Annotated in this window: 16 protein-coding genes; 6 read left to right on the top strand and 10 right to left on the bottom strand. The window is 51.6% G+C overall.

The genetic code is table 11. From position 1 onward, the window contains the following. Positions 1 to 86: 86 nt before the first annotated feature. Complete coding sequence (locus tag AC27IB_RS13110) at positions 87 to 1,253, bottom strand: M20 aminoacylase family protein (RefSeq protein ID WP_487121395.1); 1,167 nt, start codon at positions 1,251 to 1,253, stop codon at positions 87 to 89. A gap of 262 nt (positions 1,254 to 1,515) precedes the next feature. Here AC27IB_RS13110 and AC27IB_RS13105 point away from each other — a divergent pair, with 262 nt between their 5' ends. Both AC27IB_RS13105 and AC27IB_RS13100 read left to right on the top strand, forming a co-directional pair. After that, entirely contained in the window at positions 1,516 to 2,982 is a 1,467-nt protein-coding gene (locus tag AC27IB_RS13105) for an aldehyde dehydrogenase family protein (RefSeq protein ID WP_487121393.1), read from the top strand. Between the two features lie 24 nt (positions 2,983 to 3,006). Further along, the gene (locus AC27IB_RS13100) at positions 3,007 to 4,329 is read left to right on the top strand and encodes an NAD(P)/FAD-dependent oxidoreductase (RefSeq protein WP_487121391.1); all 1,323 of its coding nucleotides are present in this window, start codon (positions 3,007 to 3,009) and stop codon (positions 4,327 to 4,329) included. A 76-nt stretch (positions 4,330 to 4,405) separates the two neighbouring features. Here the strand turns inward: AC27IB_RS13100 and AC27IB_RS13095 are convergent, their stop codons facing one another. Together AC27IB_RS13095 and AC27IB_RS13090 are read right to left on the bottom strand one after the other, a co-directional pair. Further along, positions 4,406 to 5,914 (bottom strand): S10 family peptidase, encoded by a 1,509-nt coding sequence (locus AC27IB_RS13095; RefSeq protein ID WP_487121389.1) that lies wholly within the window; start codon positions 5,912 to 5,914, stop codon positions 4,406 to 4,408. Positions 5,915 to 6,177: 263 nt separating this feature from the next. Continuing rightward, positions 6,178 to 6,453: a metal/formaldehyde-sensitive transcriptional repressor gene (locus tag AC27IB_RS13090; protein WP_296051780.1), complete on the bottom strand. Its 276-nt coding sequence runs from the start codon at positions 6,451 to 6,453 to the stop codon at positions 6,178 to 6,180. 76 nt (positions 6,454 to 6,529) lie between these two features. Between AC27IB_RS13090 and dmeF the strand changes: the two genes are divergently transcribed. Continuing rightward, positions 6,530 to 7,522: a CDF family Co(II)/Ni(II) efflux transporter DmeF gene (gene dmeF, locus AC27IB_RS13085; RefSeq protein ID WP_487121387.1), complete on the top strand. Its 993-nt coding sequence runs from the start codon at positions 6,530 to 6,532 to the stop codon at positions 7,520 to 7,522. 49 nt (positions 7,523 to 7,571) lie between these two features. Here dmeF and AC27IB_RS13080 read toward each other — a convergent pair whose 3' ends face one another. From AC27IB_RS13080 to AC27IB_RS13050, 7 genes are all read right to left on the bottom strand, one after another. After that, positions 7,572 to 10,808, bottom strand: a complete 3,237-nt coding sequence (locus tag AC27IB_RS13080) for a S41 family peptidase (protein ID WP_487121385.1) — start codon at positions 10,806 to 10,808, stop codon at positions 7,572 to 7,574. A 455-nt stretch (positions 10,809 to 11,263) separates the two neighbouring features. Continuing rightward, positions 11,264 to 12,883 (bottom strand): ABC transporter ATP-binding protein, encoded by a 1,620-nt coding sequence (locus AC27IB_RS13075; RefSeq protein WP_487121383.1) that lies wholly within the window; start codon positions 12,881 to 12,883, stop codon positions 11,264 to 11,266. Between the two features lies 1 nt (position 12,884). Further along, complete coding sequence (locus tag AC27IB_RS13070) at positions 12,885 to 13,709, bottom strand: ABC transporter permease (RefSeq protein ID WP_296052763.1); 825 nt, start codon at positions 13,707 to 13,709, stop codon at positions 12,885 to 12,887. A gap of 4 nt (positions 13,710 to 13,713) precedes the next feature. Then, positions 13,714 to 14,670 carry an ABC transporter permease gene (locus tag AC27IB_RS13065; RefSeq protein ID WP_487121381.1) on the bottom strand — a complete coding sequence of 319 codons (957 nt, stop codon included), beginning with the start codon at positions 14,668 to 14,670 and terminating at the stop codon, positions 13,714 to 13,716. 19 nt (positions 14,671 to 14,689) lie between these two features. Then, on the bottom strand, positions 14,690 to 16,309 hold the full coding sequence (locus AC27IB_RS13060) for an ABC transporter substrate-binding protein (protein WP_487121379.1): 1,620 nt from the start codon (positions 16,307 to 16,309) through the stop codon (positions 14,690 to 14,692). A gap of 43 nt (positions 16,310 to 16,352) precedes the next feature. Then, the gene (locus AC27IB_RS13055; RefSeq protein ID WP_487121377.1) at positions 16,353 to 17,630 is read right to left on the bottom strand and encodes an NAD(P)/FAD-dependent oxidoreductase; all 1,278 of its coding nucleotides are present in this window, start codon (positions 17,628 to 17,630) and stop codon (positions 16,353 to 16,355) included. Positions 17,631 to 17,638: 8 nt separating this feature from the next. Then, the gene (locus AC27IB_RS13050) at positions 17,639 to 18,310 is read right to left on the bottom strand and encodes a haloacid dehalogenase type II (RefSeq protein WP_296052769.1); all 672 of its coding nucleotides are present in this window, start codon (positions 18,308 to 18,310) and stop codon (positions 17,639 to 17,641) included. 543 nt (positions 18,311 to 18,853) lie between these two features. On the opposite strand from AC27IB_RS13050, the gene AC27IB_RS13045 reads away from it, so the two are divergent. The 3 genes from AC27IB_RS13045 to AC27IB_RS13035 are packed head-to-tail and all read left to right on the top strand — an operon-like array spanning position 18,854 to position 22,796. Next, entirely contained in the window at positions 18,854 to 20,230 is a 1,377-nt protein-coding gene (locus AC27IB_RS13045) for an aminotransferase class III-fold pyridoxal phosphate-dependent enzyme (protein WP_487121375.1), read from the top strand. Then, the gene (locus AC27IB_RS13040) at positions 20,230 to 21,306 is read left to right on the top strand and encodes a tartrate dehydrogenase (RefSeq protein ID WP_487121373.1); all 1,077 of its coding nucleotides are present in this window, start codon (positions 20,230 to 20,232) and stop codon (positions 21,304 to 21,306) included. Before AC27IB_RS13045 ends, AC27IB_RS13040 begins: the two co-directional genes overlap by 1 nt. Further along, the gene (locus tag AC27IB_RS13035) at positions 21,306 to 22,796 is read left to right on the top strand and encodes an NAD-dependent succinate-semialdehyde dehydrogenase (protein WP_296047116.1); all 1,491 of its coding nucleotides are present in this window, start codon (positions 21,306 to 21,308) and stop codon (positions 22,794 to 22,796) included. Before AC27IB_RS13040 ends, AC27IB_RS13035 begins: the two co-directional genes overlap by 1 nt. Positions 22,797 to 22,891: the final 95 nt, after the last annotated feature.

Below are 22,891 nucleotides of genomic sequence, written 5' to 3'. Positions count from 1 at the left end.
AGTGTTAGTTCAATGACATCGATTCTACCGGCTGTGCACGATAGATTTTGCTGTTTCCCAGCGTCAGGTAAGTCGAATCTGTTATTTCACTTACCTTGTTGCGGCAGAAAATCCTCCACCAGCGCGGTATGCAGTTTAACGCCGGTGGCAATGATCTCATCATTGAAATCGAATTCGGGGTGATGCAGAGGAATATGCTCGCCTCCTTTGCCCTGCCCGAGCCAGATATAAGCGCCTTCGCAGGCCTGCAACATAAAGGCAAAGTCTTCAGAGGTGAACGCCGGCTCCGGCGCTTCAACCGCATTACCCACCGTGTTGGCCACCACCAGCGCGTGCTGTGCAGCGGCTTCTGCGTTGATGGTCGCCGGATAGTAGCGGTTATAATCAATACTGATTTGCGTGCCGGTTGCAATCCCCACACCGTTTATAACCTGGCGGATAGCGGTTTCAATTTGGTTCTGAACTGCCGGATCAAAGGTTCTCACCGTTCCGGTAAGCTCCACACTCCCTGGCAATACATTGTGAGAACTGCCGCCGCTTATCTGTGTAACCGACAATACCGCCGTTGAAGTGGGTGCAATACGACGTGAAACTATCGTATTAAGCTGACTAACCAGCTCACTGGCAGCCAGAATAGCATCCGGTGTTTGATGCGGGACGGCAGCATGGCCGCCTTTGCCTTTTACCTGGATAGAAAATTTATCGGCCGCTGCCATAATAGGGCCGGAGCGCGTGGCAATAGTACCCGCCGGTAAATCCGGCCAGTTATGAAAGGCATAGACACGGTCACAGGGAAACCGCTCAAACAGGCCATCTTCAATCATGGCTTTGGCCCCAGCCTCGCCCTCTTCCGCCGGCTGAAAAATAAAGTGTACCGTGCCATCGAAGTTTTTAGTGCGCGCCAGATGATGAGCTGCGCCGAGCAACATAGTAGTGTGGCCGTCATGCCCGCAACCATGAAAAACGCCGTGATGACAACTGGCGTAGGGCAGGCCGGTTTGTTCGACAATCGGCAGGGCATCCATATCGGCACGCAATCCGATGGCGCGTGACCCATTACCAACCCTGAGCGTCCCCACCACACCGGTTTTACCTATTCCGGTAGTCACCTGCAGGCCAATTTCACGCAGACGCCGTGCTACTTTATTGGCAGTATCCACCTCTTTAAAGGCAAGTTCAGGGTGGGCGTGAATGTCGCGCCGAAAGGCGGTTAACTCGTCCAGTAAGTCATCTACGTCGTGAGTGTTTGCCATTGTCCTTCTCCTGCCGGGGTGTACGTATGTTAGTTAGCCGTAGAATGTCAGTTTAGCGTGCTCAGCACACGCTTTTCGATCTGTTTCACCCTGATTTTTTAATATAATTTGCTGTTCAGGATGACAAAGCGGCAACCCATGCTGCACCATCCCCCCTATACTGGATTCATATTCATTCTCACTCTTTGCAGCAGAATCTGCCGTGAACATGTCATTGGTTCAGGCACTGTTTGCATCAATCAGTTTTAACAGGAAATACCCCATGACAATACAACCCGTCGAACAGTTGCTTGATACCCGCAGGCTTTCCCAGGCGTATATCAATGGTGAGTGGGTTGCCTTATCGCAGGATAAACCTTTCGATGTTATCAACCCGGCCACTGAAGAGCCTGCTGCAACCATCGGCTTAGGCGGCAAGCAGGACCTGAATGCCGCCGTGGCAGCGGCCAAAAAAGCTTTCCCATTATGGGCCGCCACACCGGTAGAAGAACGCCTTGCAGTGCTGGATAAAGTACTGGAACTCATCGATGAGCGTGCCGACAAGCTGGCCAACCTGATGTCACTGGAAATGGGCGCAACGCTGGGCTATGCCTTATCCACGCAAGTACCGCTGGCAGCCGCGCATATCCTTGTTGCACGGGAAAACCTGGCCAGCTATGAATTCACCAAAATGCGTGGCACCACGGCTATTACCCGCGAACCTATTGGCGTTGCCGGTCTGATAACGCCCTGGAACTGGCCGCTTTATCAGGTCACCGCTAAAGTCGGCCCGGCCTTGGCTGTTGGCTGCTCAGTAGTGTTAAAGCCCAGCGAATTATCACCGTTAAGTGCCCTGGCCTTTGCTGAAATTCTCCATGATGCCGGCATTCCGGCAGGCGTTTTCAACCTCGTCAATGGTAACGGTATGGACGTGGGTGAGCCACTGGCCAGTCACCCGGATGTGGATATGGTGTCTTTTACCGGTTCTACGCAGGCGGGGATCCTGGTTGCTCAGGCTGCTGCGCCAACCGTTAAACGGGTGGGTCAGGAGTTGGGCGGTAAATCACCCAATATTCTGCTGCCGGATGCCGACTTTGCCAATGCCGTTGGCCCCGGAGTCCAGGCTGGTATGCGTAACAACGGTCAGTCCTGCAGTGCACCAACCCGTATGCTGGTGCCAAAGGAGCGCCTCGCCGAAGTAGAGCAACTCGCTGCCGCCGCGGCGGAGTCGATCGTAATTGGATTGGCGGACAACGAGCTGGCAACCCATGGTCCGTTGGCAAACCGCCCGCAATTTGAACGTGTACAAACCATGATCCAACGCGGCATAGATGAAGGTGCACGCTGCGTAACGGGTGGCCCCGGTCGCCCGGATGGCTTTGATCGTGGCTTTTATACCCGCCCGACAGTGTTCAGTGATGTCACCCCGGATATGGCGATTGCACAGGAAGAAATCTTTGGCCCGGTACTGTGTCTGATCCCTTATGACAGCGTTGAACATGCCATCGAGATAGCAAACGACACGGTATACGGATTGGCCGCCCATGTGCAGTCTGCAAACCTCAACGCGGCCAGAGCAGTTGCCCGCCAAATCCGCAGTGGTCAGGTACTGATAAACTACCCGACCTGGGATCCTCAAGCGCCCTTTGGCGGCTACAAGCAGTCGGGCAGTGGCCGTGAATATGGTATCGAAGGCCTCGAAGAATATCTGGAAACCAAGGCCATTGTTGGCTACGACGTTGAAGCATAAAATTTCCGAGTAGGTAGTAAATACATGTCACCACAACTGAAACAAATTCCCAGCAATGAAAAAATTCCTGCAGAAGCCGATGTCGTCGTTATTGGCGGCGGTATTATCGGCGCAGCAGCCACCTACTTTTTATCCAAACAGGGCTACAAAGTTGCGCTGGTAGAAAAAGGCCAGGTGGGCTGTGAACAATCCAGCCGTAACTGGGGCTGGTGTCGTCAACAAAACCGCGATGAACGTGAGTTACCTACCTCAGGGCTATCGATGCGCCTGTGGGATGAGATGTCTAAGGATATCGGCTTCGATCTGGGCTTCAGACGCTGTGGTTTACGCTACGCGACTGACGATCCGAAACAGTTAGCGCAATGGGATTCGTGGCGCGATCTGGCTAAACTGTATGGCGTTAACACCGTTATGCTCAATGCCAAAGAAGCCAACGCAATGATCCCGGCCCGCGGCCGCACCTGGATTGGCGGCGTCCACTCTATTGACGATGGCAAAGGCGAACCCGCCATTGCCGCACCGATGATTGCCGAAGGTGCCCGTGCACTGGGCGCCACCATCCATCAGAACTGCGCAGCCCGCGGACTGGATATTACCAACGGTAAGGTTGAAGGCGTAATCACTGAACACGGTACCATCAAAACCAACCGGGTACTCTGTGCTGCGGGTGCCTGGGCCTCGGCTTTCTGCCGTCACCATGGTATTAGTTTTCCGCAGGCCAGTGTGCGTCAAACCGCGTTTCGTACCAAACCCATCAAAAGTATTGGGGATGCGGTTTACACCAATGGCGTCGCATTAACCCGGCGATTGGACGGCACTTACACGGTGGCCATCAGTGGCACAGCCAGACTGGAATTTACGCCACAAGGTATTCGTTACGCTAAACAGTTTATGCCAATGTTTATGCAGCGGATTAAAGCGGTGCAATTTGGCGTTAGCAGTTCTTTCTTAAAAGGCCCGGAAGCCCTCAATACCTGGAGCAACGATAGTATGTCGCCGTTTGAGAAGATGCGCATTCTGGACCCGGCCCCGGTAAAAAGTAACTTAAGAAAAACCCTGGCTACGGTTAAGGCATTGTTTCCGGCGCTGGAAACCATGGAAATAGAAGAAAGCTGGGGCAGCTTTGTAGACTGTACGCCTGATGCCATTCCGGTAATTTCAGAAATTGACAGTGTAGAAGGATTCTTCCTGGCGGCAGGTAGTTCTGCTCATGGCTTTGGTCTGGGGCCTGGTCTGGCGCATATTGCTGCCGATCTGGTAATGGGCAGACAATCACAAATTGATACCCAGCCCTATCGTCTGTCGCGACTGTTAGATGGCTCTAAAGTGAAGGTAGGGGCTATTTAACAACCGTCTGACCCTCGTTCCTCCGTATGCGGCCGGATGCTTAACTGCCCCGGCCGCATATTTTATCAGACCTTTCTCAGGGTAAGCTGGCATCAATAAAGGTAGCCAGATCCGCTTTAAACTGCGCCATTGAAGGCTCATGCACATACATCATATGCCCTGCCTCATAATAGGCCGTGGAAATATTACTGCGTAATGCTGGCGGAATTTTGAGATGGTCAATCATGTACTGGGTAGTGAAATGCGGGGTAGCCAAATCATAGTAGCCCTGCTGAAACAGCACTTTCATTTTAGGGTTCTGAATCATCGCATAAGATAAATCTATCAGGGTGTCGGGAAAGGGCATTTTAAACCCAACATTTGGCTGCACATGCCCCCAGTCCCAACTGCCGAATACATCACCAAAGACCTTATAATCCACCTCCTGCTCAGATTTGAGCTCGGTACGGTAATAATCCATAAAAGCAGCCAGTAACGGCGGACCTATGGCGGTGGTCATCGGATCATAACTCATCGACTCTGAATGCACCGACAAGGTGTTTCCCTTAAAGCGAGAATCGATTCGCCCCACCGTTTGTGCGGTCTCACTGAGCACTTCTTTTGTGAACACCTGATGATTTACTCTGAGGTCTGCATCCAGCCAGTATTGCGCCTCAAGGCCGGTTAAGGCGGCAAGTTTATCGGCCAACACCTTTTTCTTATCTGCCGATAATCGTACCCCTTTCAGTAAAGCGGGAGCATATTCGTCCACAGCGAAGGCTTCTGCCGCCTTCAGGTGCTCGGCCAGTGTGGAGGGTTTGTTGGCAATGGCATCGTGATACCAGCCAGTGGCAGCAAATGTGGGTAAAAACAGTACATGGGGCAGGTCGGTCTGGCCAAAATCAAAGCCATTCACAAACTGCAAAAACGGCGACACCAACATAATGCCATTCAGACTAATCATTTCGTTGGTAAGCGCCTGGGCTACCCCTGCTGTGCGCATCCCACCATAGCTTTCTCCCAGAATGAATTTGGGTGACTGCCAGCGGTTATTCACTGTAATATACTGCTTGATAAACGCAGACACCGAACGAATATCCTGGTCGGTGCCCCAGAAGTCCTTACCTTTTCCCTCCCCTACCGGGCGCGAAAAACCAGTGCCAACCGGATCAATCATCACAATATCGGCTTTATCCAGAATGGTGAATTCATTAACTACATAGCCATACGGCCCATTATTGGCAAACTCAACGTCTTTAACGACTGCCCGTTTAGGGCCAAGGATCCCCATATGTAACCACAACGACGCTGAGCCAGGCCCACCGTTATACGCGAACAGGATTGGCCGTTTGCGCAGGTTAGTATCTTCTTTTACATAAGCCGTATAACCAAACAGGGCTATCGGCTCCTGCTTGTCGCTCTTCATCAGCATGGTACCCGCGGTAGCGGTATAACTGAGTTTTTTACCGTTAATTTTGATGCTGTGATTGGTGACGGAAGTTTTCGCTTCGGGTACAGGTGGTTTTTCTTCCGGGGCGTCCTGAGCAAAGCCAAAATAACTTACCAGACACAAACAAAGTAACGCGCGGTGAATAATAAAACGCATGGTCGAATCCCTGATTTATTGTGAAGGAACAAACAGGGTTTCTGGTATTACAGGCAGTAAAACCACTAACGGAATATGCCAAAAGAGGAACGCTGTTCGTTATTGCACTTAAACTGCAGCGCTGTACAAATACTAGCCAAGCCTACGGGCAAGCGCAACGACTAATCGAACGGCTTTGATTACGCAATCACTTCTTCCCTACTTAGCGTATGCAGTCCTGGCTAGCTGGCAGAACTATCGTTAATCCCAATAAACACGCAATGCTACTTCAGGTAGGACTTAAGAATTTTATTGAGCGCCTCGACCTCTTCAGTACGCTCTGTGTCGCTGAGCCCCGGCTTGCCCACATGTTCTCTTATATGATCTTCCAGAATCGTGGTCATCAGCCCGTTTACGGCACCCTTGATCGCGGTAACCTGCTGCAGGATGGCCAGACACTCGTTGCCCTCGTTCATTGACTTCTCTACGGCATTTAACTGGCCGCGAATTTTCTTTACCCGGGTAAGTAGTGCCTGCTGATTTTTATGAATATGCGCCATAGTCTGCTCTGCCAATTAAGATACTTAATGGTATACTGGGGTATAGTATATCAATAAACTCAAAAGATAGCCTGTTATGACTAAAAATATCGCTGAAAAATGGTCTCATTCGCACAACTTTTATGTGGATAGCAGCGAATCCGAGCGCAAGGTAAACCTGGTGTTTTTACTGACTACCGTCACCATGGTGGTGGAAATTGTAGCCGGTAGCTGGTTTGGCTCGATGGCCCTGCTAGCCGATGGCTGGCATATGTTTACCCATTCAGCAGCGTTTGCGGTATCGATGTTCGTCTACTGGTATTCCCGTAAACATCGTCACAGCAGTGCCTATTCTTTCGGTACCGGCAAGGTCAATGCACTGGGTGGCTTCGCCAGCGCGGTGGCCCTGGCAACCGTTTCGTTATTCATGCTGATAGAGTCAACAGAGCGACTGTTCATGCCCCAGGCTATCAGTTTTAACGAAGCTATTGTGGTGGCCATCGTTGGCTTTGTGGTGAACGTTGCCTCGGTATTTTTACTGCATGACGATCATCACCATCATCACGGCCACGATCATTCACATGGCCACAGTCATCATGGGCATCACAACCATGAGTATGAGCATGAGCATGAGCATGAGCATCAGGAGCATAGCCACCATCACTCTGATCATAACCTCAAAGCGGCGTATTTTCATGTGCTGGCCGATACCCTCACCTCTTTGCTGGCTATCGTGGCGTTAGTGTTGGGTAAATTTTATGGCTGGCTGTGGGCCGATGCGGTCATGGGGATAGTCGGCGCTGCGGTCATCGGCAAATGGGCCTGGGGGTTAATAACCCACAGCAGCGGTATGTTATTAGATAAAGCCGTGCAGCCCAAACAGGCGGCAAAGATAAAACAACTAATAGAGAGTGACGGCCTGTCGGTAGTCACTGATTTTCATTACTGGCAGCTCTCCGGCAAACATCACGCGGCCATCATCAGTGTGGCCACCTCGGCCAGTCTCACTCCCGACGACATCAAACAACAAGTGAGTCAGCAACTGGCTTGCGACCACCTTACCGTAGAGGTTAACCCTCTGCCTCACTAACAAAAAGCCCGCTAACTGCGGGCTTTACGTAAAACTCGTTGTGAAAGGTTTATTGCGGAACCGGCACACGTATCGGGGCTTTAGGCATTGGTTTGATGGGTGACTGATAGCCTTTCAAGCCGGCCAGCCCAACTTCAATGGCTTTATCCAGTTGCGGATCTTCGCCCTTTGCGGTTTTGCTGGTCCATTGCTCTACATTAATGTCCGGGGCCACTCCGTAATTCTCAACCTGCCATTCACCGTTAACATCGTAAAAACCAGAACGTGGTGCAGTCATATTGCCGCCATCAATAAAGGCCGGTACGCCCCAGATGCCCACCAGACCACCCCAGGTGCGTTTGCCCACCAGCTTACCCAGGCCATAGTAGTTAAACATGTAAGGCAACATGTCACCGCCGGAGCCCGACACTTCGTTAATCAACATGACCTTGCTTCCCCAGGTGCCTGCCGCCGGACTGGTTAATGGCTCTGCTGGCGCGTAGGGATTATTAAAGAAACCATTTAACTCACGGCGCAGTACGTTAATAATATAATCGGCAATAAAGCCGCCATGATTGAATCGCTCGTCAATAATCACCCCCGGCTTGTTGGCCTGCGGATAGTAATACCGGTTAAAACTGTGATACCCCCCTTCTGCAGTGTCGGGCACCCAGACATAAGCAAGCTTACCGCCGGACTTTTCTTCCACATAGCGTCGATTTTGTTCCACCCAGTGTTGCTTACGCAGTGCGTTTTCATTACCAATGGTTTTAACCATAAAGTCCCGTTCACTGTCTGTATTCCCCGGTTCACCGATGGTTACGCTAACCACCTGACCAAGGGTGCCTTCGAACTGCGCATACACATTCTTATCACTGGTCAGCGGCATACCGTTAACGGCCAGCAGGTAACTGCCCTTATCGATAAGATGCGCGTAAGCGCCCAGGGGCGCCATTAAGTTTGCACCGGCCACAAAGCTTTCACCGGTGTACACTTTGGTAAGTTTTATCCCCTGGCTATCGAGTTCAAAATCAATTCCCAGCAGGCCAACATGAGACTTGCCAGTCTCAGGTTTTTCACCGCTACCAGTATAAGAATGGCCGATAGACACTTCGCCGCCCAGCGAGTCGAGTAAATAGGTGAGATCCTGCGGATGACTAACAGAGGCAACCAGCGGCTGATACACTTTATAAACTTGTTCCCAGTCAGCACCGTGGAAGTTATCTACGTACAGGTAATCACGCTGGTAACGCCAGGCTTCGCGAAAAATCTGTTGCCACTCTTCGGCGTAATCAACCCGTTTGGATAACGCCAGTTTGATGGCTTTATCATCTTGCCCTGAGCCCTGGTCGGCACTGATCAACCGATATGAGGCGCCACTTTTTACTAACAGGGATTTACCATCGGCGGTCAGCTTAAAATCACTGACTTTATCGGCCAGCTTTTTCATTTCACGCTCAGTAGCATTAAAGCTCATCAGGCTGGTTTGTTTGTCACCGGTATCGTCTGCATACTGACTGAGAAAATACAGGTTACCCTCTTTGCCACCGGTTAAATGGCTAAATTGTCCTGACTTAGCGCTAACCGGCATGATGCGTTCAGCGAAAGCGGCTACCTGCACTTTGGTTTTTGATTCGACTGTCGGCTCGTCAGCACCGGTTTCATCCTCTTCACTTTCAGGCGCAGGCTCTTCATCTGAACGCTCCGGAAACAGCGGCATGTCTTCTGCGTTGAGTAGCGCATAATACAACTGGTAGCTGGGCGTAAAACTGATAGACGACATATCCAGCCAGGGCGCTTTAGGGCCGTAATCCACACTGCCAAGGAAATACAACACTTCGCTGTCATCACTAAAGGTAGGCCAGGTTACTTCGACCATGCCGTCGGTCAGCTGATAGGTTTTACGCTGCGTCACCGAATACAGGTGCAGCTCGCGGAAAAAATTTACGCCCTGTTTTGTGTAAGCGATGTACTGACTGTCGGGCGACCAGCTGGCCATCATTTGCCATTCAGGATGAACCCGTTTGTTGGTATCGATGATTTTGGTCGTTTGATTATTGCGGTTGGCCACCCACAACTGCTGTGCAGAGTCGGTAAAAAACAGCCGTTTGCTGTCGGGCGACCAGCGCAGTTCATCATAAAAGCCCCTTCCCGCCAGCGTGATCACCGTTTGCTCTGTACCATACTGATCCGCAATGATCAGCTCATATTCGCCAGAGCGGTCGCTGAACCACGCGATAGACTGACCGTCTGGCGACCACGCCGCGGCATGTTCACGAACACCAGAAGTATCGGTCAGTGCCCGTGGCGAACCGTGTTCAACCGGCACCGAATACACATCGCCCCGTGCGGTAAACAGCGCGCGCTGACCAGTAGGTGATACATCAAAACCCGTTACCCGTTTATGCGCGTCAACGTATCCGGTGCGGGCCCAATAAAAGTCTGCGGCCACCTCTACATTTATCCGGCTGGCAGCGGCATTGCCGTTTTTAAGGTACAGGTCGCCCAGATGCTCATACACCACCCTATCACCATCTACCGCAAAGCCCATCACATCATATTTATCCTGTCGGGTAACCTGACTCACCGCCTTTGACTGCGGCGAATATTTATAAACATTCGTCACCTTAGAGCGATTGGATAAAAAGTAGATATCGCCGTTTGACGACCATTCAGGATCCACATCGAAATCGTTATCAAACGGCAGGTCGTACTCTTTCAGACTCTCGATATTAATCACCCTGAGCGCCTGATTCTGGCCGCCACGGTAATTACGCCAGCCTCTGTCCCAAAAGCCCGCGCGGCGAAACACCAGGTTTTCACCGCTATTATCAAAGGCGCCATCAAAGGCTCGCTGCATCGGTAATTGGCTTGGGTTGCCCCCATTCACCGATACCGTGAATAACTGTTGCCAGTTACGCGGTGCCGAAAACCGCGCCGAACTAAATAGCACCTGCTGGCTATCTGGCGACCAGCCAATCGCCGCATCGGCGCCCGGATGATAGGTAAGACGTTGGGGTTCGCCGCCATTAACGCTAACTACAAACACATCGCGATTACCTTCGTATTCGCCGGTAAACGCTATGTAATTACCATCGGGCGAAATGACTGGCTGCGATTCACTGCCCTGAAAACTGGTCAGGCGCTCGGCTTTGCCGCCGTTGACGCTGGTTTTCCAGATGTCATTGGCATACGCAAAGACCAGGGTGTCACCGTGTAGTGCAGGCTCCCTGAGTAGTTGAGTGGCAGTTGAAACGGCCGGCAGGATGGCCAGCAGAAATGAGAACAAAATTCCTTTTAAGGTCATAAGCTGTACCTTTTTGTTTGTTGTTATACTGTCGTTGCCCTTCAGCTTAGCCTAATTAGTAAACAATGTAAGTATTAGTGCTTACAATGTGCCGTAGGACAATCTTAAGAACTGGCTAATTGAAGAGTAGCTGTCTTCAGAACGATAGCCTAAATTGGGTTTTAAGTTGTCCGTCTCGTTATTCAATGCAAGGAGGCAAACTTTGTTACAGCGGATGAAACTGAATAAACACCGATTTTTCTTTTCATTATTCCTTTTATTGCAAATTACTTATGCAATACGAAGCTATCCCTATAGTCAGGCAGAACTGGTCTGGCTTATAGCAAGCATGGTATTTACGGTGATCTACTATCGGTTTGGCGGTGTGAGGGCAAGCCGGCAATGCCGGGGCAGGAGCAAAAACGGCTGGCGCTAATGGCGCACCAGCCGGAATATTGAGCAGTCCGGATTATTCCTTATGCCCGCGACTGGCGTGAATCCAGCCAGGTGGGATCCAGTGTTGGCACACTGCTTAACAGTAATTCGGTATACGGCTCATAAGGCCCGCTGGCAAACTGTTTACCTGAGGTGTACTGCACTGTTTTGCCTTTGTACAACACCATAATTTCGTCACACAGGCTTTTTACTGTAGAAATGTCGTGGCTGATGAAGACAATGGCAATATTGAGTTTGGACTGCAACTCGCCGAGCAATTCCAGAATGGCCGCGGCCACCACCGTATCAAGCGCTGACGTTACCTCATCACACAGAATAACACTGGGCTCAGCAGCTAAAGCCCGAGCCAGGTTAATTCGTTGCTTCTGACCGCCGGATAAAGCGCCGCACTTACGGTCAGCCAGGTCGGCTGGCAGCTTAACCAGCTCAAGTAATTCTGCTACCCGCTGTTTGCGCGCGGTGCCGGTCAGGCCATGGAAAAAGGTCAGCGGCCGTCCCAGAATATCACCTACTTTATGCGCAGGATTTAACGCCGTATCCGCATTTTGAAACACCATCTGGATATGCTGGCATTCGGCCTTACTGCGATTCACTATTGCAGGGGGTAACTCTTTGTTGTTGAGTAACATGGTGCCGGTAGCGGCAGGTAACAAACCGGCGATAACCCGCGCGAAGGTGGATTTACCTGAGCCGGATTCACCAATAATCCCCACGGTCTGGCCGCGGCGAACCCGCATGGAAATATCTGACAGTATGGGGATCGCGGGTTTACCCTCTTTAGTTATTTTACCGTAGCCAGCCTCAATATTGGCCACATCAATCACCACTTCTCCCGGTACATTATCCTGAAAGGTATCGCTATCCTGCACCGCACTGAGAAGTTGCCGGGTATAGGCGTGTTCGGCATCGTTGAGAATAATGTCAGTGGTGTTCTTCTCCATCATTTTACCGCTTTGCAACACCAGGATCTGATCGGCTATCTGAGCCACCACCGCTAAATCATGGGAGACATAAACCGCGGTGGTATTGTAGGCTTTTACCACCGCTTTAAAGGCTTTAAGTACATCAACCTGCGTGGTGACATCCAGCGCCGTAGTCGGCTCATCAAAAATGATCAACTCAGGTTCGCAAATCAGTGCCATGGCTGCCATTAAGCGTTGCAGCTGGCCACCCGATACCTCATGGGGATAGCGGCGGCCAATGGTCTGAGGCGACGGCAATGACAGTTGCTTAAACAGATCAATGGCTTTGGCCTCGGCCTGACTGCGCGACATCACGCCATGCATAAGAGCACTTTCCACCACCTGCTCCATGATCCGGCGAGAGGGGTTAAATGCCGCCGCCGCACTTTGCGCCACATAAGCAACCTTACGCCCGCGTACACCCGCTAGTTGAGCAGCACTCATAGCGGCCATGTTATCGTCGCCAATATTCACTGCACCACCGGTAATGCGACATCCAGGCCGGGCATACCCCAGGAGTGATAGCGCTATAGTGGTTTTCCCCGAGCCGGACTCACCAATTAGCGCGAGCACCTCGCCACGTTGCAGGCTAAAGCTGACATCATGGACAATGGTTGTCGCCTGTCCAACCGGACCTGCTTCAACGCGTAACTTATCAACATTCACATGTGCAGTCATATTACTTACCTCGGGCTGCATAGGTTGCGCCGCCGCGCAGACTGTCTATTAACAGGTTTACCGCAATGGTAATCGTCGCAATGGCAATCGCCGGAATAATGACCGCCGGCGCGCCTTCCGCCAGACCCGAAATGTTTTCACGCACCAGTGAGCCCAGATCGGCTTCGGGCGGTTGCACACCGAGTCCTAAAAAGCTCAGACTACTGAGTAGCAACACCACAAACACAAACCGCAAACCAAAATCTGCCAGCATGGGGTGTAAAATATTAGGCAGAATTTCTTTTACCGCCAGATACAGGCGGCTTTCGCCTCGGGTTCTGGCCACTGTGACAAAATCCATATTAGCCACGTTGACTGCCAGCGCCCGGGCTATACGAAACGAACCCGGCATATAGCTGACCGCGGTGATAGTTAAAAGCAGCGGCACCGAAGAGCCAAACGCCGCAATCATGACCAGTGAAAAGATTTTGCTGGGAATGGAAATCAGCGCATCCATAAAACGGGCGATGACTTCGTCGGTTCGTGGCCCGCTTACGGCTGAAAACAAAGCGATCAGAGTCCCCGCGGAACAGGCCAGCGCAGCAGCCAGCAGCGGAATAAAAATAGTAAAACGCGTCCCGTCGAGAAGTCGGCTGAACACATCCCGGCCAATGTAATCGGTACCTAGTACATAGTCGCCGCCGATGGGTTCAAACACATCATAGGCCACAATTTCACTGGCCGAATGGGGCGCCAGCCACGGCCCGAAAATAGCAATAAACACCCAAAAGACGACTAACAGCGCGCCCAGTTTGCCGGATAGGGGCATGGATTTAATTACCTTCATCAATCTAGCCTCCGGTACGTAGTTTGGGGTTAGCCACAATGGCAGAAATATCGGCAATCAATACCAGAATCAAATAGCCGGTGCAGAACAGCATGGCGCAGGCTTGCAGCAGCGGCATGTCACGATTGGTTACTGCATCCACCATCAGACTGGCGACTCCCGGGTAGTTGAAAATCACTTCCACAATCACAACGCCGCCTAACAAATACGACAAGCTCAGCGCTACCGCATTAACAATAGGGCCTACCGCATTGGGTAAGGCGTGGCGTAGCACCGCTCGGGAAAGCGGCGAGCCCTTAAGTAACGCCATTTCCACATAGGGCTGAGAAAGCTGTTCAAGCACCGCAGCTCTGGTCATGCGGGCCATCTGTGCACTGAGCACTATACACAGCGTCGCCACCGGCAGGGCAAAAGCGCGGAAATAGTCATACACGCCGGCATCGGCAGGAATATAGGACAATGACGGCAGCCAGTTGAGTTCAACAGCGAACACCAGTACAAAAATGGTCGCCAGCAGAAACTCAGGGACGGCCACCATCGACAGGGTAAAGATATTCATGGCTTTATCGATACGGCTGCCACTGTACATAGCGGCAACGATGCCAAGCACCATCGCGAACGGAACAGCCAGCACCGCTGTAAACCCCGCCAGCATCAACGATTGTGACAGCCTGGCACTGATCAGCTCACTCACCGGTCGCGCATTGGCCAGCGATGTACCGGCGTCACCACTTACCAGTCCGCCCAGCCATTTGGCATATCGCAACAAAGGTGGATCGTTTAAACCGTAGGCCTCGCGCAGCTCCGCCACGGCCTCGGGCGTAGCACTTTGACCGAGCATTTCCTGTGCCGCGTCACCCGGGAGCAGGTTGGCAATAAAAAAGACCACTGCCGAAACAATCAACAGCGTAATAATAGATAAGCCAATCCGTTTAACAATCAGCTGGAAAATGACCTTCATTGGTTACTCCTTAAGAAAATCAGGCGTCCAGCCAGACATATTCAGCAAAGCTATAACCCATTAGTCCGCCTGTCGGGATAGGGAAATTACCTTTGATGCGTTTATCATAACCATCGATGAGATTCATAAACACCGGGATACTCGTTCCACAGCGCCCGCTAATGAGCGCCTGCATGTCCCAGTACATTTGTTTGCGCTTTGCCTCATCCCCTTCGCCCCGCGCTGCCGCTAAAAGCTGATCAAACTGCGGATTGTTCCAGCCCGATTCATTCCAGGGCGCATCGGATTTATAAAACAAACTAAACAGTTCATCGAGACTCACCCTGGGGTTAACGTTGCCAAACCCCAGCGGATGCTTCATCCAGTGATTCGACCAATAACCATCCGCTGGCACACGGTTAATACCGAAATGCATACCGGCTTCAATCCCCGATAACTGCAACAGCGCAGCCATATCCACGGAACCTTCGGCTGCCGGCGAGGCAAATACCGGTACTCTTGCACCGGTTAATCCGGCCTTCTTCAAATGAAACTTCGCGCGGTCAATATCATAGGGGCGCTGCGGCAATTCGTGGTTGTAGTATTTGTGGCTTGGTGCAACCGGATGATCATTCGCGATGGTGGCGTATCCGCGAAACAAAGCACGCTGGATAAGCTCCCGGTTCATCATATATTTGACCGCTAGCACAAAGTCCGGATTATTAGTGGGGTATGCATCCTGACGCATGATCAGGTTGGTATATAAACTGGACTCCGTTTGCATGATGTCAGCCGTACCCGACCGGCGTACCCGCTTAGTTGAACGGGGATTGAGGGCCAGCGCCATTTGAATATCACCCGACAGTAATGCGTTAACCCGTGAGGATTCATCGGCAATCCCCACCAATTCAATCTCATCCAGGTAGGGTTTACCCGGTTTCCAGAAGTTGGGGTTTTTCTCACCGATGGTGCGCACCCCTGCAGAAAACTCTTTTAACCGGTATGGACCCGTACCGTTTGCGGTTTGCGAGAAGTCCGTTGTACCGTCAGCCACTATGCAGAAATTAGACGACGCCAGCATTACCGGTAAATCTGCATTAGGCGCATGCAGGGTAATACGTAAACTCATTGGCCCGGTGACGACGACTTCTTTAAACTGCGCCGCTATCGGGGCTGCCCGGGAGGTCACCGCCGGGTCTTTATGGCGCAGCAGGGAATACACCACGTCCTGCGGGGTTAAACTTTTGCCATTATGGAAGGTCACGCCACTTCGCAGCGTCACGTACCAGTCCTGCTGATCTTCCGACTCAAAGGTTTCAGCTAAAGCCAGGTCAGCACCAAGTTCACGGTTAAACTGGGTAAGGCCACTGTAAATCATGTAAATACGAACATAATCCGTGCTCAGCGAAGCCCTGGCCGGGTCAAGGGTATCCTTGGTGGACATAGAATTGGTTGCCACCCGGATCCGGCCGCCATAGCTGGGTTTGGCTGGCGTTTGCTGTTCATTCAATTGCGCCAGCACGTGGGCGGGTAATGCCAGGCCGCTGGCTGCGGTGACTAACCCTGCAGCACCGAGTGCTTTGAGCAACGAGCGACGGCTGCCTGAATGATGCGCCGCCAGTTGTTGTATGGCAGCGGCATCTGAATGCTTATTTTTCATGGTCGTCCCCTATAGATTACGGTTCAGGCGTGTACCTTACGTGTTAGTGCAGCATGTCCTGCACTTTGTAATACAGGCCAACGAAAGGTAAAAACCAGGGTTTACCAAAATGAAATGGCACGGCCGGCCATTGGGTGGTAAGCCACGGGCAGTCAACCGGCTTACCGTCAATCATATCGGCCATCACTTCACCCATGTGAATAGCCATTTGCACGCCGTGCCCGCTGTAGCCCATGGCATAAAACATGCCCTGATGCTCACCCACTTTGGGCAAACGATCGGCACTCATATCCACGGTGCCGCCCCAGCAATAGTCGATCTTTGTGCTGGCAAGCTGTGGGAACATCTCATCAAGTGCTTCACGCAGTATCTCGCCGCTTTTCAGATCTGAGCGGGGATTCGACACGGCAAACCGGGCCCGACCGCCAAATAGCAGCCTGCGATCGGCGGTTAAACGGAAGTAGTTTCCAATGTTCTTACTGGTAACGTAGGAACGATTGCCCGGAAATAACGAGGCACACAGCGCTTCACTCAAGGGTTCGGTGGTTACCGCAAAACTGCCTACCGGCACAATGCGGCGGCGAAACCAGCTAAAGGGTCCCGGGCCGCTGCCGCCGGTAGCAATAAGGATCGCTTTGGCGTTAATCTTTTGCTGCGGCGTAGTGACCACCCAATTCTGCTCAGCGGTTTTATCAATGTTAATAACCGGTTGATGCTGAAAAATCGCCACGCCGTTTTCCAGACAACGGGATGCCAGGCCATAAACCATTTTGCCAACATGCAATTGCGCGCCTTTTGGCGTAAGTAACCCACCATAAAACTGGTCGGAACCAATTTCCTTCTGCAAGGCCGTTGCATCGAGCAGGGTAGCCCCGGGATCCACGGCTTTAGTCAGCGCTTCATGGGTGCGCACCAGTTTGTCGAAGTGCTCTGGCTTAGCGGCCAGCTTGATTTTGCCGGCCCGGCGAAAGTCACAGTCAATGTTCTCGCTGGTAACGATGCGCTCTACCGAGTCTACCGCCTGATTATAAAATTGATAAAAAGACTGCGCCTTTTGTTCGCCATAAGCGGCAACCAAACCGGCATAATCCTGAGCTGTGCCGTTATTGCACTGCCCGCCGTTGCGACCTGAAGCCTCACCGCCTACCACTCCGGCTTCACAAAGCGCGACAGAGGCGCCTCGTTTGGCTAATGCCAGGGCCGAGGAGAGTCCGGTGAAACCACCACCAACCACCAGTACATCGACGGGCTGTTCAGGTAATGCCGATTCAGTTGTGCTTAGAGTCGGGGCTGTCTCCAGCCAGAAAGACGCGTTTTTCATCGAATGCTTTACTCCAGGCCAACTACGCCGGGCAGACCGCTGATATCCTGAATTTCGGTATAGCCATAAAATGGATTTGCCGGCTCGTGACCACGGTTAACCCAGACTTTATTTTTAATACCAATATCGTGTGCAGACATCAGGTCGTAACGGAAGCTAGACGATACATGCAGGATATCTTCAGGGTTACAGCCAAGGTTATCCAGCATATATTCAAATGCCTGTAAACGCGGCTTATAAGCCTGAGCCTGCTCAGCGGTATACACATGGGCAAACGGAGCTTCCAGATTGGCTACATTAGAATGAATCTGTTCGTTCATCGCGTTAGACAAAATAACTAACGGAATTTCCGCTGCGACTTTCTTCAACGGTTCAACCACGTCCGGATGCGGTCCCCAGGTAGGCACTGCATTGTAGATAGCAATGCTGTCCTCGTCACGGTATTCAATGCCCCATTTTTTACACAGTCGAGTCACCGCGTTGCGAATAACGTCCTGATAAGGCTTCCAGGCACCTAACACTTCATCCAGCCGATATGCGGAGAAGTCCTTCACAAAGTGTGGCATTTGCGCCTCAGTAATGCGGTCGGCAAACAGTTTTTGCGCCATCGGCGCCATCTCAAAATAAATCAGGGTGCCGTAGCAGTCGAAGCTAATATACTTGGGCTTAAATACACTCATTGTTCTATCCAGAAGTTGTTGTTCGTTTCAGTACTTGTCTTTGTTTTACAGCGACGTACTTGTTTCAATTCTATTACACCATGCCGTGTCACTTATTTAATGCCAAATTAAATCCACCGTTTGCAATGTGAATTCTGTTTTGAGGTGTCAATCAGCAGACTATGCTGCATGCTGACCCACAACGACCGTGATTGCAAAACCGCCCCTTTCGCGCTGCCTGAACCGGTTGCATGCGGTATTTTTCCGGCAGTACACGGCCGTTGGTGATTAGACGGCGAATAAAACTTTGTTGGTTCGTCGCTTCAATTTATCTTCGCTCAAACCTCACAGCAGATTTTGCTGAGAAGAGCAGAAAAACAATATTTCACCGCTTTTCTTTTACCGCTATCGACAGTTTTTAACCACCAATGCCCGTTAACATGACTGATATAACCGATACACCTGCGATGTGTCAGGCGTATCCCTTGTTATCAAGTATAAAAGAGTGTTCGACGTTGCCTTGCAGCCCTCTACTCTGCAATACAATAAAAATGGAAATTAATCATGCAAACGCCAGCTTTGACAGATTTGGACAGTAAATATCTCGTCCATCCGGTATCCAATTTTCGCGATCATCAGGAAAAAGGCGTGAAGATACTGACATCCGGTAATGGAGCCTGGCTAACCGCCGCCGATGGCAATACTTATCTGGATGCCTTTGCCGGGCTATGGTGTGTCAATATTGGCTATGGCCAGCAACGCGTAGTGGATGCGGCTATCAAGCAGATGACCACCCTGCCTTATGCTACCGGCTATTTTGGCTTTGGCAGTGAACCCGCCATTGTATTAGCAGAAAAACTGGTTTCAATGACACCGGCGTCACTCCAGCACGTGTATTTTTCGCTGGGCGGTTCTGACGCCGTAGATGCCGCCATTCGTTACATTACCCATTATTTTAACGCCATTGGTAAACCAGCTAAAAAGCATATCATTTCGTTACAGCGTGGCTACCATGGATCTTCGTCTACCGGCGCCGGGATTACCGGATTACCGGCTTTTCATGCCAATTTCGACGTCCCTACTCCACAACAGCATAAGATAAGTTGCCCGTATCTGTATCGCAGCGAATTCGCTACCGGCGAAGAGCTTATTGCCGCATCGGTTAAGGAACTGGAAGACAAGGTTGCTGAGATTGGCGCCGATAATGTAGCAGCGTTCTTCTGCGAACCCGTGGTAGGCTCCGGTGGTGTAATAGTCCCCCCTAAAGGCTGGCTGAAAGCCATCGCCGATACCTGTAAACGGTTAGGCATTCTGTTTCTGGTGGATGAGGTAATTACCGGCTTTGGCCGTACCGGCAAAATGTTTGCCTGCGAGCATGAAGGGGTTGAACCTGACTTAATGACCATTGCCAAAGGCCTGACCTCAGGTTATGCCCCCATGGGCGCCGTGCTGATGTCAGACGAAATATTTAATGGCATTGCAGATGGCCCTAACAAAGCGGCTGTGGTGGGTCATGGACAAACCTATTCCGCGCACCCGGTCAGTGCCGCCGTAGCTCTGGAAGTGATTAAAATTTACGAAGAAAGCATGCTGGCTCATGCACAGTCAGTAGCGCCTTATTTTGAAGCTAAGTTGCAGGCCTGCATGGCTCATCCTTTGGTTGGCGACGCGCGCAGCATTGGCTTGTTAGGCGCCATCGAACTGGTTGCCGATAAGGCGACTAAACGCCAGTTTGACCCGGCACTGAAACTGAATGAAACCATTGCTGATATCGCCTGGAAACACAAACTTATCTTCCGTGCGTTTGGCGACAATATCCTCGGCTTTGCGCCGGCACTGTGCTTCACCGAATCAGACTTCGACGCGTTGTTTGAACGCTTACAACTCACCCTCGATGAAGTACTGCAACTCAACATTGTAAAACAGGAGATGAAAGGCTAATGACCACTTATAACATCGCCGTGATTGCCGGTGACGGCATTGGTAAAGAAGTCATGCCTGAGGGCCTGAAAATTGTTCAGGCAGCGGCTGAAAAGTTTGGTTTAAGCCTCAACTTCCATCATTTTGACTGGGGCGGTTGCGACTACTACCTCGAACATAACCGTATGATGCCGGAAAACTGGAAAGACATCGTGGGTGATATGGACGCCATCTACTTTGGTGCCGTTGGCTGGCCGGATACGGTACCGGATCACATCTCATTGTGGGGCTCTATTCTTACTTTCCGTCGTGAGTTTGACCAGTACATCAACATGCGCCCGGTCCGCACCTTTGAGGGCGTTAAATGTGCGCTTTCAACACCAAAGGCCGACGAGATCGATTTTGTCGTGGTCCGCGAAAACACCGAAGGTGAATATTCCTCCATTGGTGGCATCATGTACGAAGGTACAGACCGTGAAGTGGTATTGCAACAATCAGTCTTCAGCCGTCACGGCACCGACCGGGTACTGAAATACGCCTTCGAAACCGCCATGCGCCGTGAGGCGAAAAACGTAACGGTGGCCACCAAAAGCAATGGCATGGCGATCAGCATGCCATGGTGGGACTCACGGGCTGATGCAGTCTCTGCAGATTATCCGGAAATCAGCTGGACCAAGCAGCACATAGATATTCTTTCAGCCCGTTTTGTCATGACCCCCGAACGCTTCGATGTGGTGGTAGCCTCTAATCTGTTTGGCGACATACTGTCTGACCTGGGTCCGGCGTGCACCGGCACCATCGGTCTGGCACCTTCAGCCAACCTGAATCCGGAGCGTAAATTTCCCTCTTTATTCGAACCCGTCCATGGCTCTGCGCCGGACATCTACGGTAAGAACATCGCTAACCCGATTGGCATGATCTGGTCAGGCGCCTTAATGCTGAGCTTTCTGACCCAGGATAGTGGCGCAGGTGCCAAAGCACACGATGCCATCGTTACCGCCATAGAGAAGGCCCTCAAAGGTGCCACGCTGACCCCGGATTTAGGTGGCGAGGCCAGCACTCAGGCCATGGGCGAAGCAATCCTGGCGAATCTGTAATGAGTAAAACGAATCAATTTGAGCTAGCCTCGCGGCTAACTGAACCGGCGTTGCTGAATACTAAAAATTTCATCAATGGTAAGTGGCAGAAAGCCGTTTCGCAGCAAACCTATGAAGTGGTGAATCCTGCTACCGGCACCAGTATCGCCGGCGTTGCTAACAGCGACGCCATAGATGCGGCAAATGCCGCTCGTTCTGCAAAAAAAGCCTTTACCAGCTGGCAGCTAACCACACATCGAGAACGGGCCACCCTGCTCGAGAAATGGTATCAGCTTATCCAGCAACATACCGACGATATCGCCTGTATTATGACGTCTGAGCAAGGTAAACCCTTAGCTGAGGCCAAAGCCGAGGTGGGCTACGGTGCATCTTACGTAAAATGGTTTGCTCAGCTGGCCATGCAACTACGCGGTGACATCCTGCCAAATAGCGTACCCGGGCGCCTGCAAACGGTCGAAAAACGCCCGGTCGGCGTGGTCGCCGTGATTACCCCCTGGAACTTCCCGTTTGCCATGCTGGCTCGAAAAATAGCGCCGGCACTGGCCGCTGGCTGTACCGTGGTGGTTAAGCCTGCCGAAGATACGCCATTAACCGCACTGGCTATGGCTAAACTGGCCGAACTGGCCGGTTTCCCGCCAGGCGTAATTAATGTAGTCGCCGCCTCACGGGAACAAACCGCTATCGCCGTGGATGCCTGGCTTAAAGACGTACACGTCAAAAAATTAAGCTTTACCGGTTCGACACAGGTAGGTCGTTACCTGGCAGAACGCTCGGCAAGCTCGCTGAAAAAGCTCTCATTAGAACTCGGGGGTAATGCCCCCTTTATTGTGTTTGAAGACGCCGATATTGACGCAGCCATCAGCGGACTGCTGGCCGCAAAGTTACGTAACGGCGGTCAAACCTGTGTCTGCCCTAACCGTATTTATGTGGCCAATGCTATTTACGATGAGTTTGCCAGCCGCTTAGTCGACAAAGTTTCAGCAATGAACGTTGGCGACCCCTTTGACGACGACACGCAGATTGGTCCGATGGTCAATCAGAAAGCCATCGATAAAATTAGCGGTCATGTAAGGGATGCCGAGCAACAGGGCGGTATTTTGCTGTGTGGCAGCGCGGAACCCCGGGACGGATTGTACTTTGAGCCTGCGGTCATTGCCGAAGCGCATAACAAAATGGCACTGTTCAGTGAAGAAACCTTCGGCCCGGTGTTACCACTGTTCCGCTTTAGCAGCGAAGAGGAAGCCATCGAAGAAGCGAATAATACCGAATATGGTCTGGCGGCGTATTTTTATACCCAGGACCATCGCCGTATCCATCGCGTTAAGGCACAGCTTCAGGCTGGCGTGATTGGTATAAATGAAGGTGCGGTGGCCAGTGAAGTTGCGCCATTTGGGGGCGTTAAGGCCTCAGGCTATGGCCGTGAAGGCTCGCATTACGGACTGGACGATTTTCTGCAAATCACTTACGTGTGCGAAGGCAACCTCTATTAAGTTGCCATTGCTCCCCTTCCGCAAACCTGCCACACAAAACGATCGAGTAGGAGGCGGGATTACTCCCGCCGTCCTCTCACACCACCGGGCATACA

This window comes from Alteromonas sp. 4NH20-0104 (assembly GCF_057547795.1).
Note: the sequence above shows the minus strand (reverse complement) of the source record. Positions and strands in the feature narration are given on the sequence as shown.

Coding starts and splice junctions, on each gene's coding strand:
- AC27IB_RS13090 (WP_296051780.1), bottom strand. CDS start 6,453: ATGGCGCATATTCATAAAAATCAGCAGGCACTACTTACCCGGGTAAAG.
- AC27IB_RS13065 (WP_487121381.1), bottom strand. CDS start 14,670: ATGAAGGTCATTTTCCAGCTGATTGTTAAACGGATTGGCTTATCTATT.
- AC27IB_RS13050 (WP_296052769.1), bottom strand. CDS start 18,310: ATGAGTGTATTTAAGCCCAAGTATATTAGCTTCGACTGCTACGGCACC.
- AC27IB_RS13040 (WP_487121373.1), top strand. CDS start 20,230: ATGACCACTTATAACATCGCCGTGATTGCCGGTGACGGCATTGGTAAA.
- AC27IB_RS13100 (WP_487121391.1), top strand. CDS start 3,007: ATGTCACCACAACTGAAACAAATTCCCAGCAATGAAAAAATTCCTGCA.
- AC27IB_RS13080 (WP_487121385.1), bottom strand. CDS start 10,808: ATGACCTTAAAAGGAATTTTGTTCTCATTTCTGCTGGCCATCCTGCCG.
- AC27IB_RS13095 (WP_487121389.1), bottom strand. CDS start 5,914: ATGCGTTTTATTATTCACCGCGCGTTACTTTGTTTGTGTCTGGTAAGT.
- dmeF (WP_487121387.1), top strand. CDS start 6,530: ATGACTAAAAATATCGCTGAAAAATGGTCTCATTCGCACAACTTTTAT.
- AC27IB_RS13035 (WP_296047116.1), top strand. CDS start 21,306: ATGAGTAAAACGAATCAATTTGAGCTAGCCTCGCGGCTAACTGAACCG.
- AC27IB_RS13045 (WP_487121375.1), top strand. CDS start 18,854: ATGCAAACGCCAGCTTTGACAGATTTGGACAGTAAATATCTCGTCCAT.
- AC27IB_RS13060 (WP_487121379.1), bottom strand. CDS start 16,309: ATGAAAAATAAGCATTCAGATGCCGCTGCCATACAACAACTGGCGGCG.
- AC27IB_RS13055 (WP_487121377.1), bottom strand. CDS start 17,630: ATGAAAAACGCGTCTTTCTGGCTGGAGACAGCCCCGACTCTAAGCACA.
- AC27IB_RS13070 (WP_296052763.1), bottom strand. CDS start 13,709: ATGAAGGTAATTAAATCCATGCCCCTATCCGGCAAACTGGGCGCGCTG.
- AC27IB_RS13110 (WP_487121395.1), bottom strand. CDS start 1,253: ATGGCAAACACTCACGACGTAGATGACTTACTGGACGAGTTAACCGCC.
- AC27IB_RS13075 (WP_487121383.1), bottom strand. CDS start 12,883: ATGACTGCACATGTGAATGTTGATAAGTTACGCGTTGAAGCAGGTCCG.
- AC27IB_RS13105 (WP_487121393.1), top strand. CDS start 1,516: ATGACAATACAACCCGTCGAACAGTTGCTTGATACCCGCAGGCTTTCC.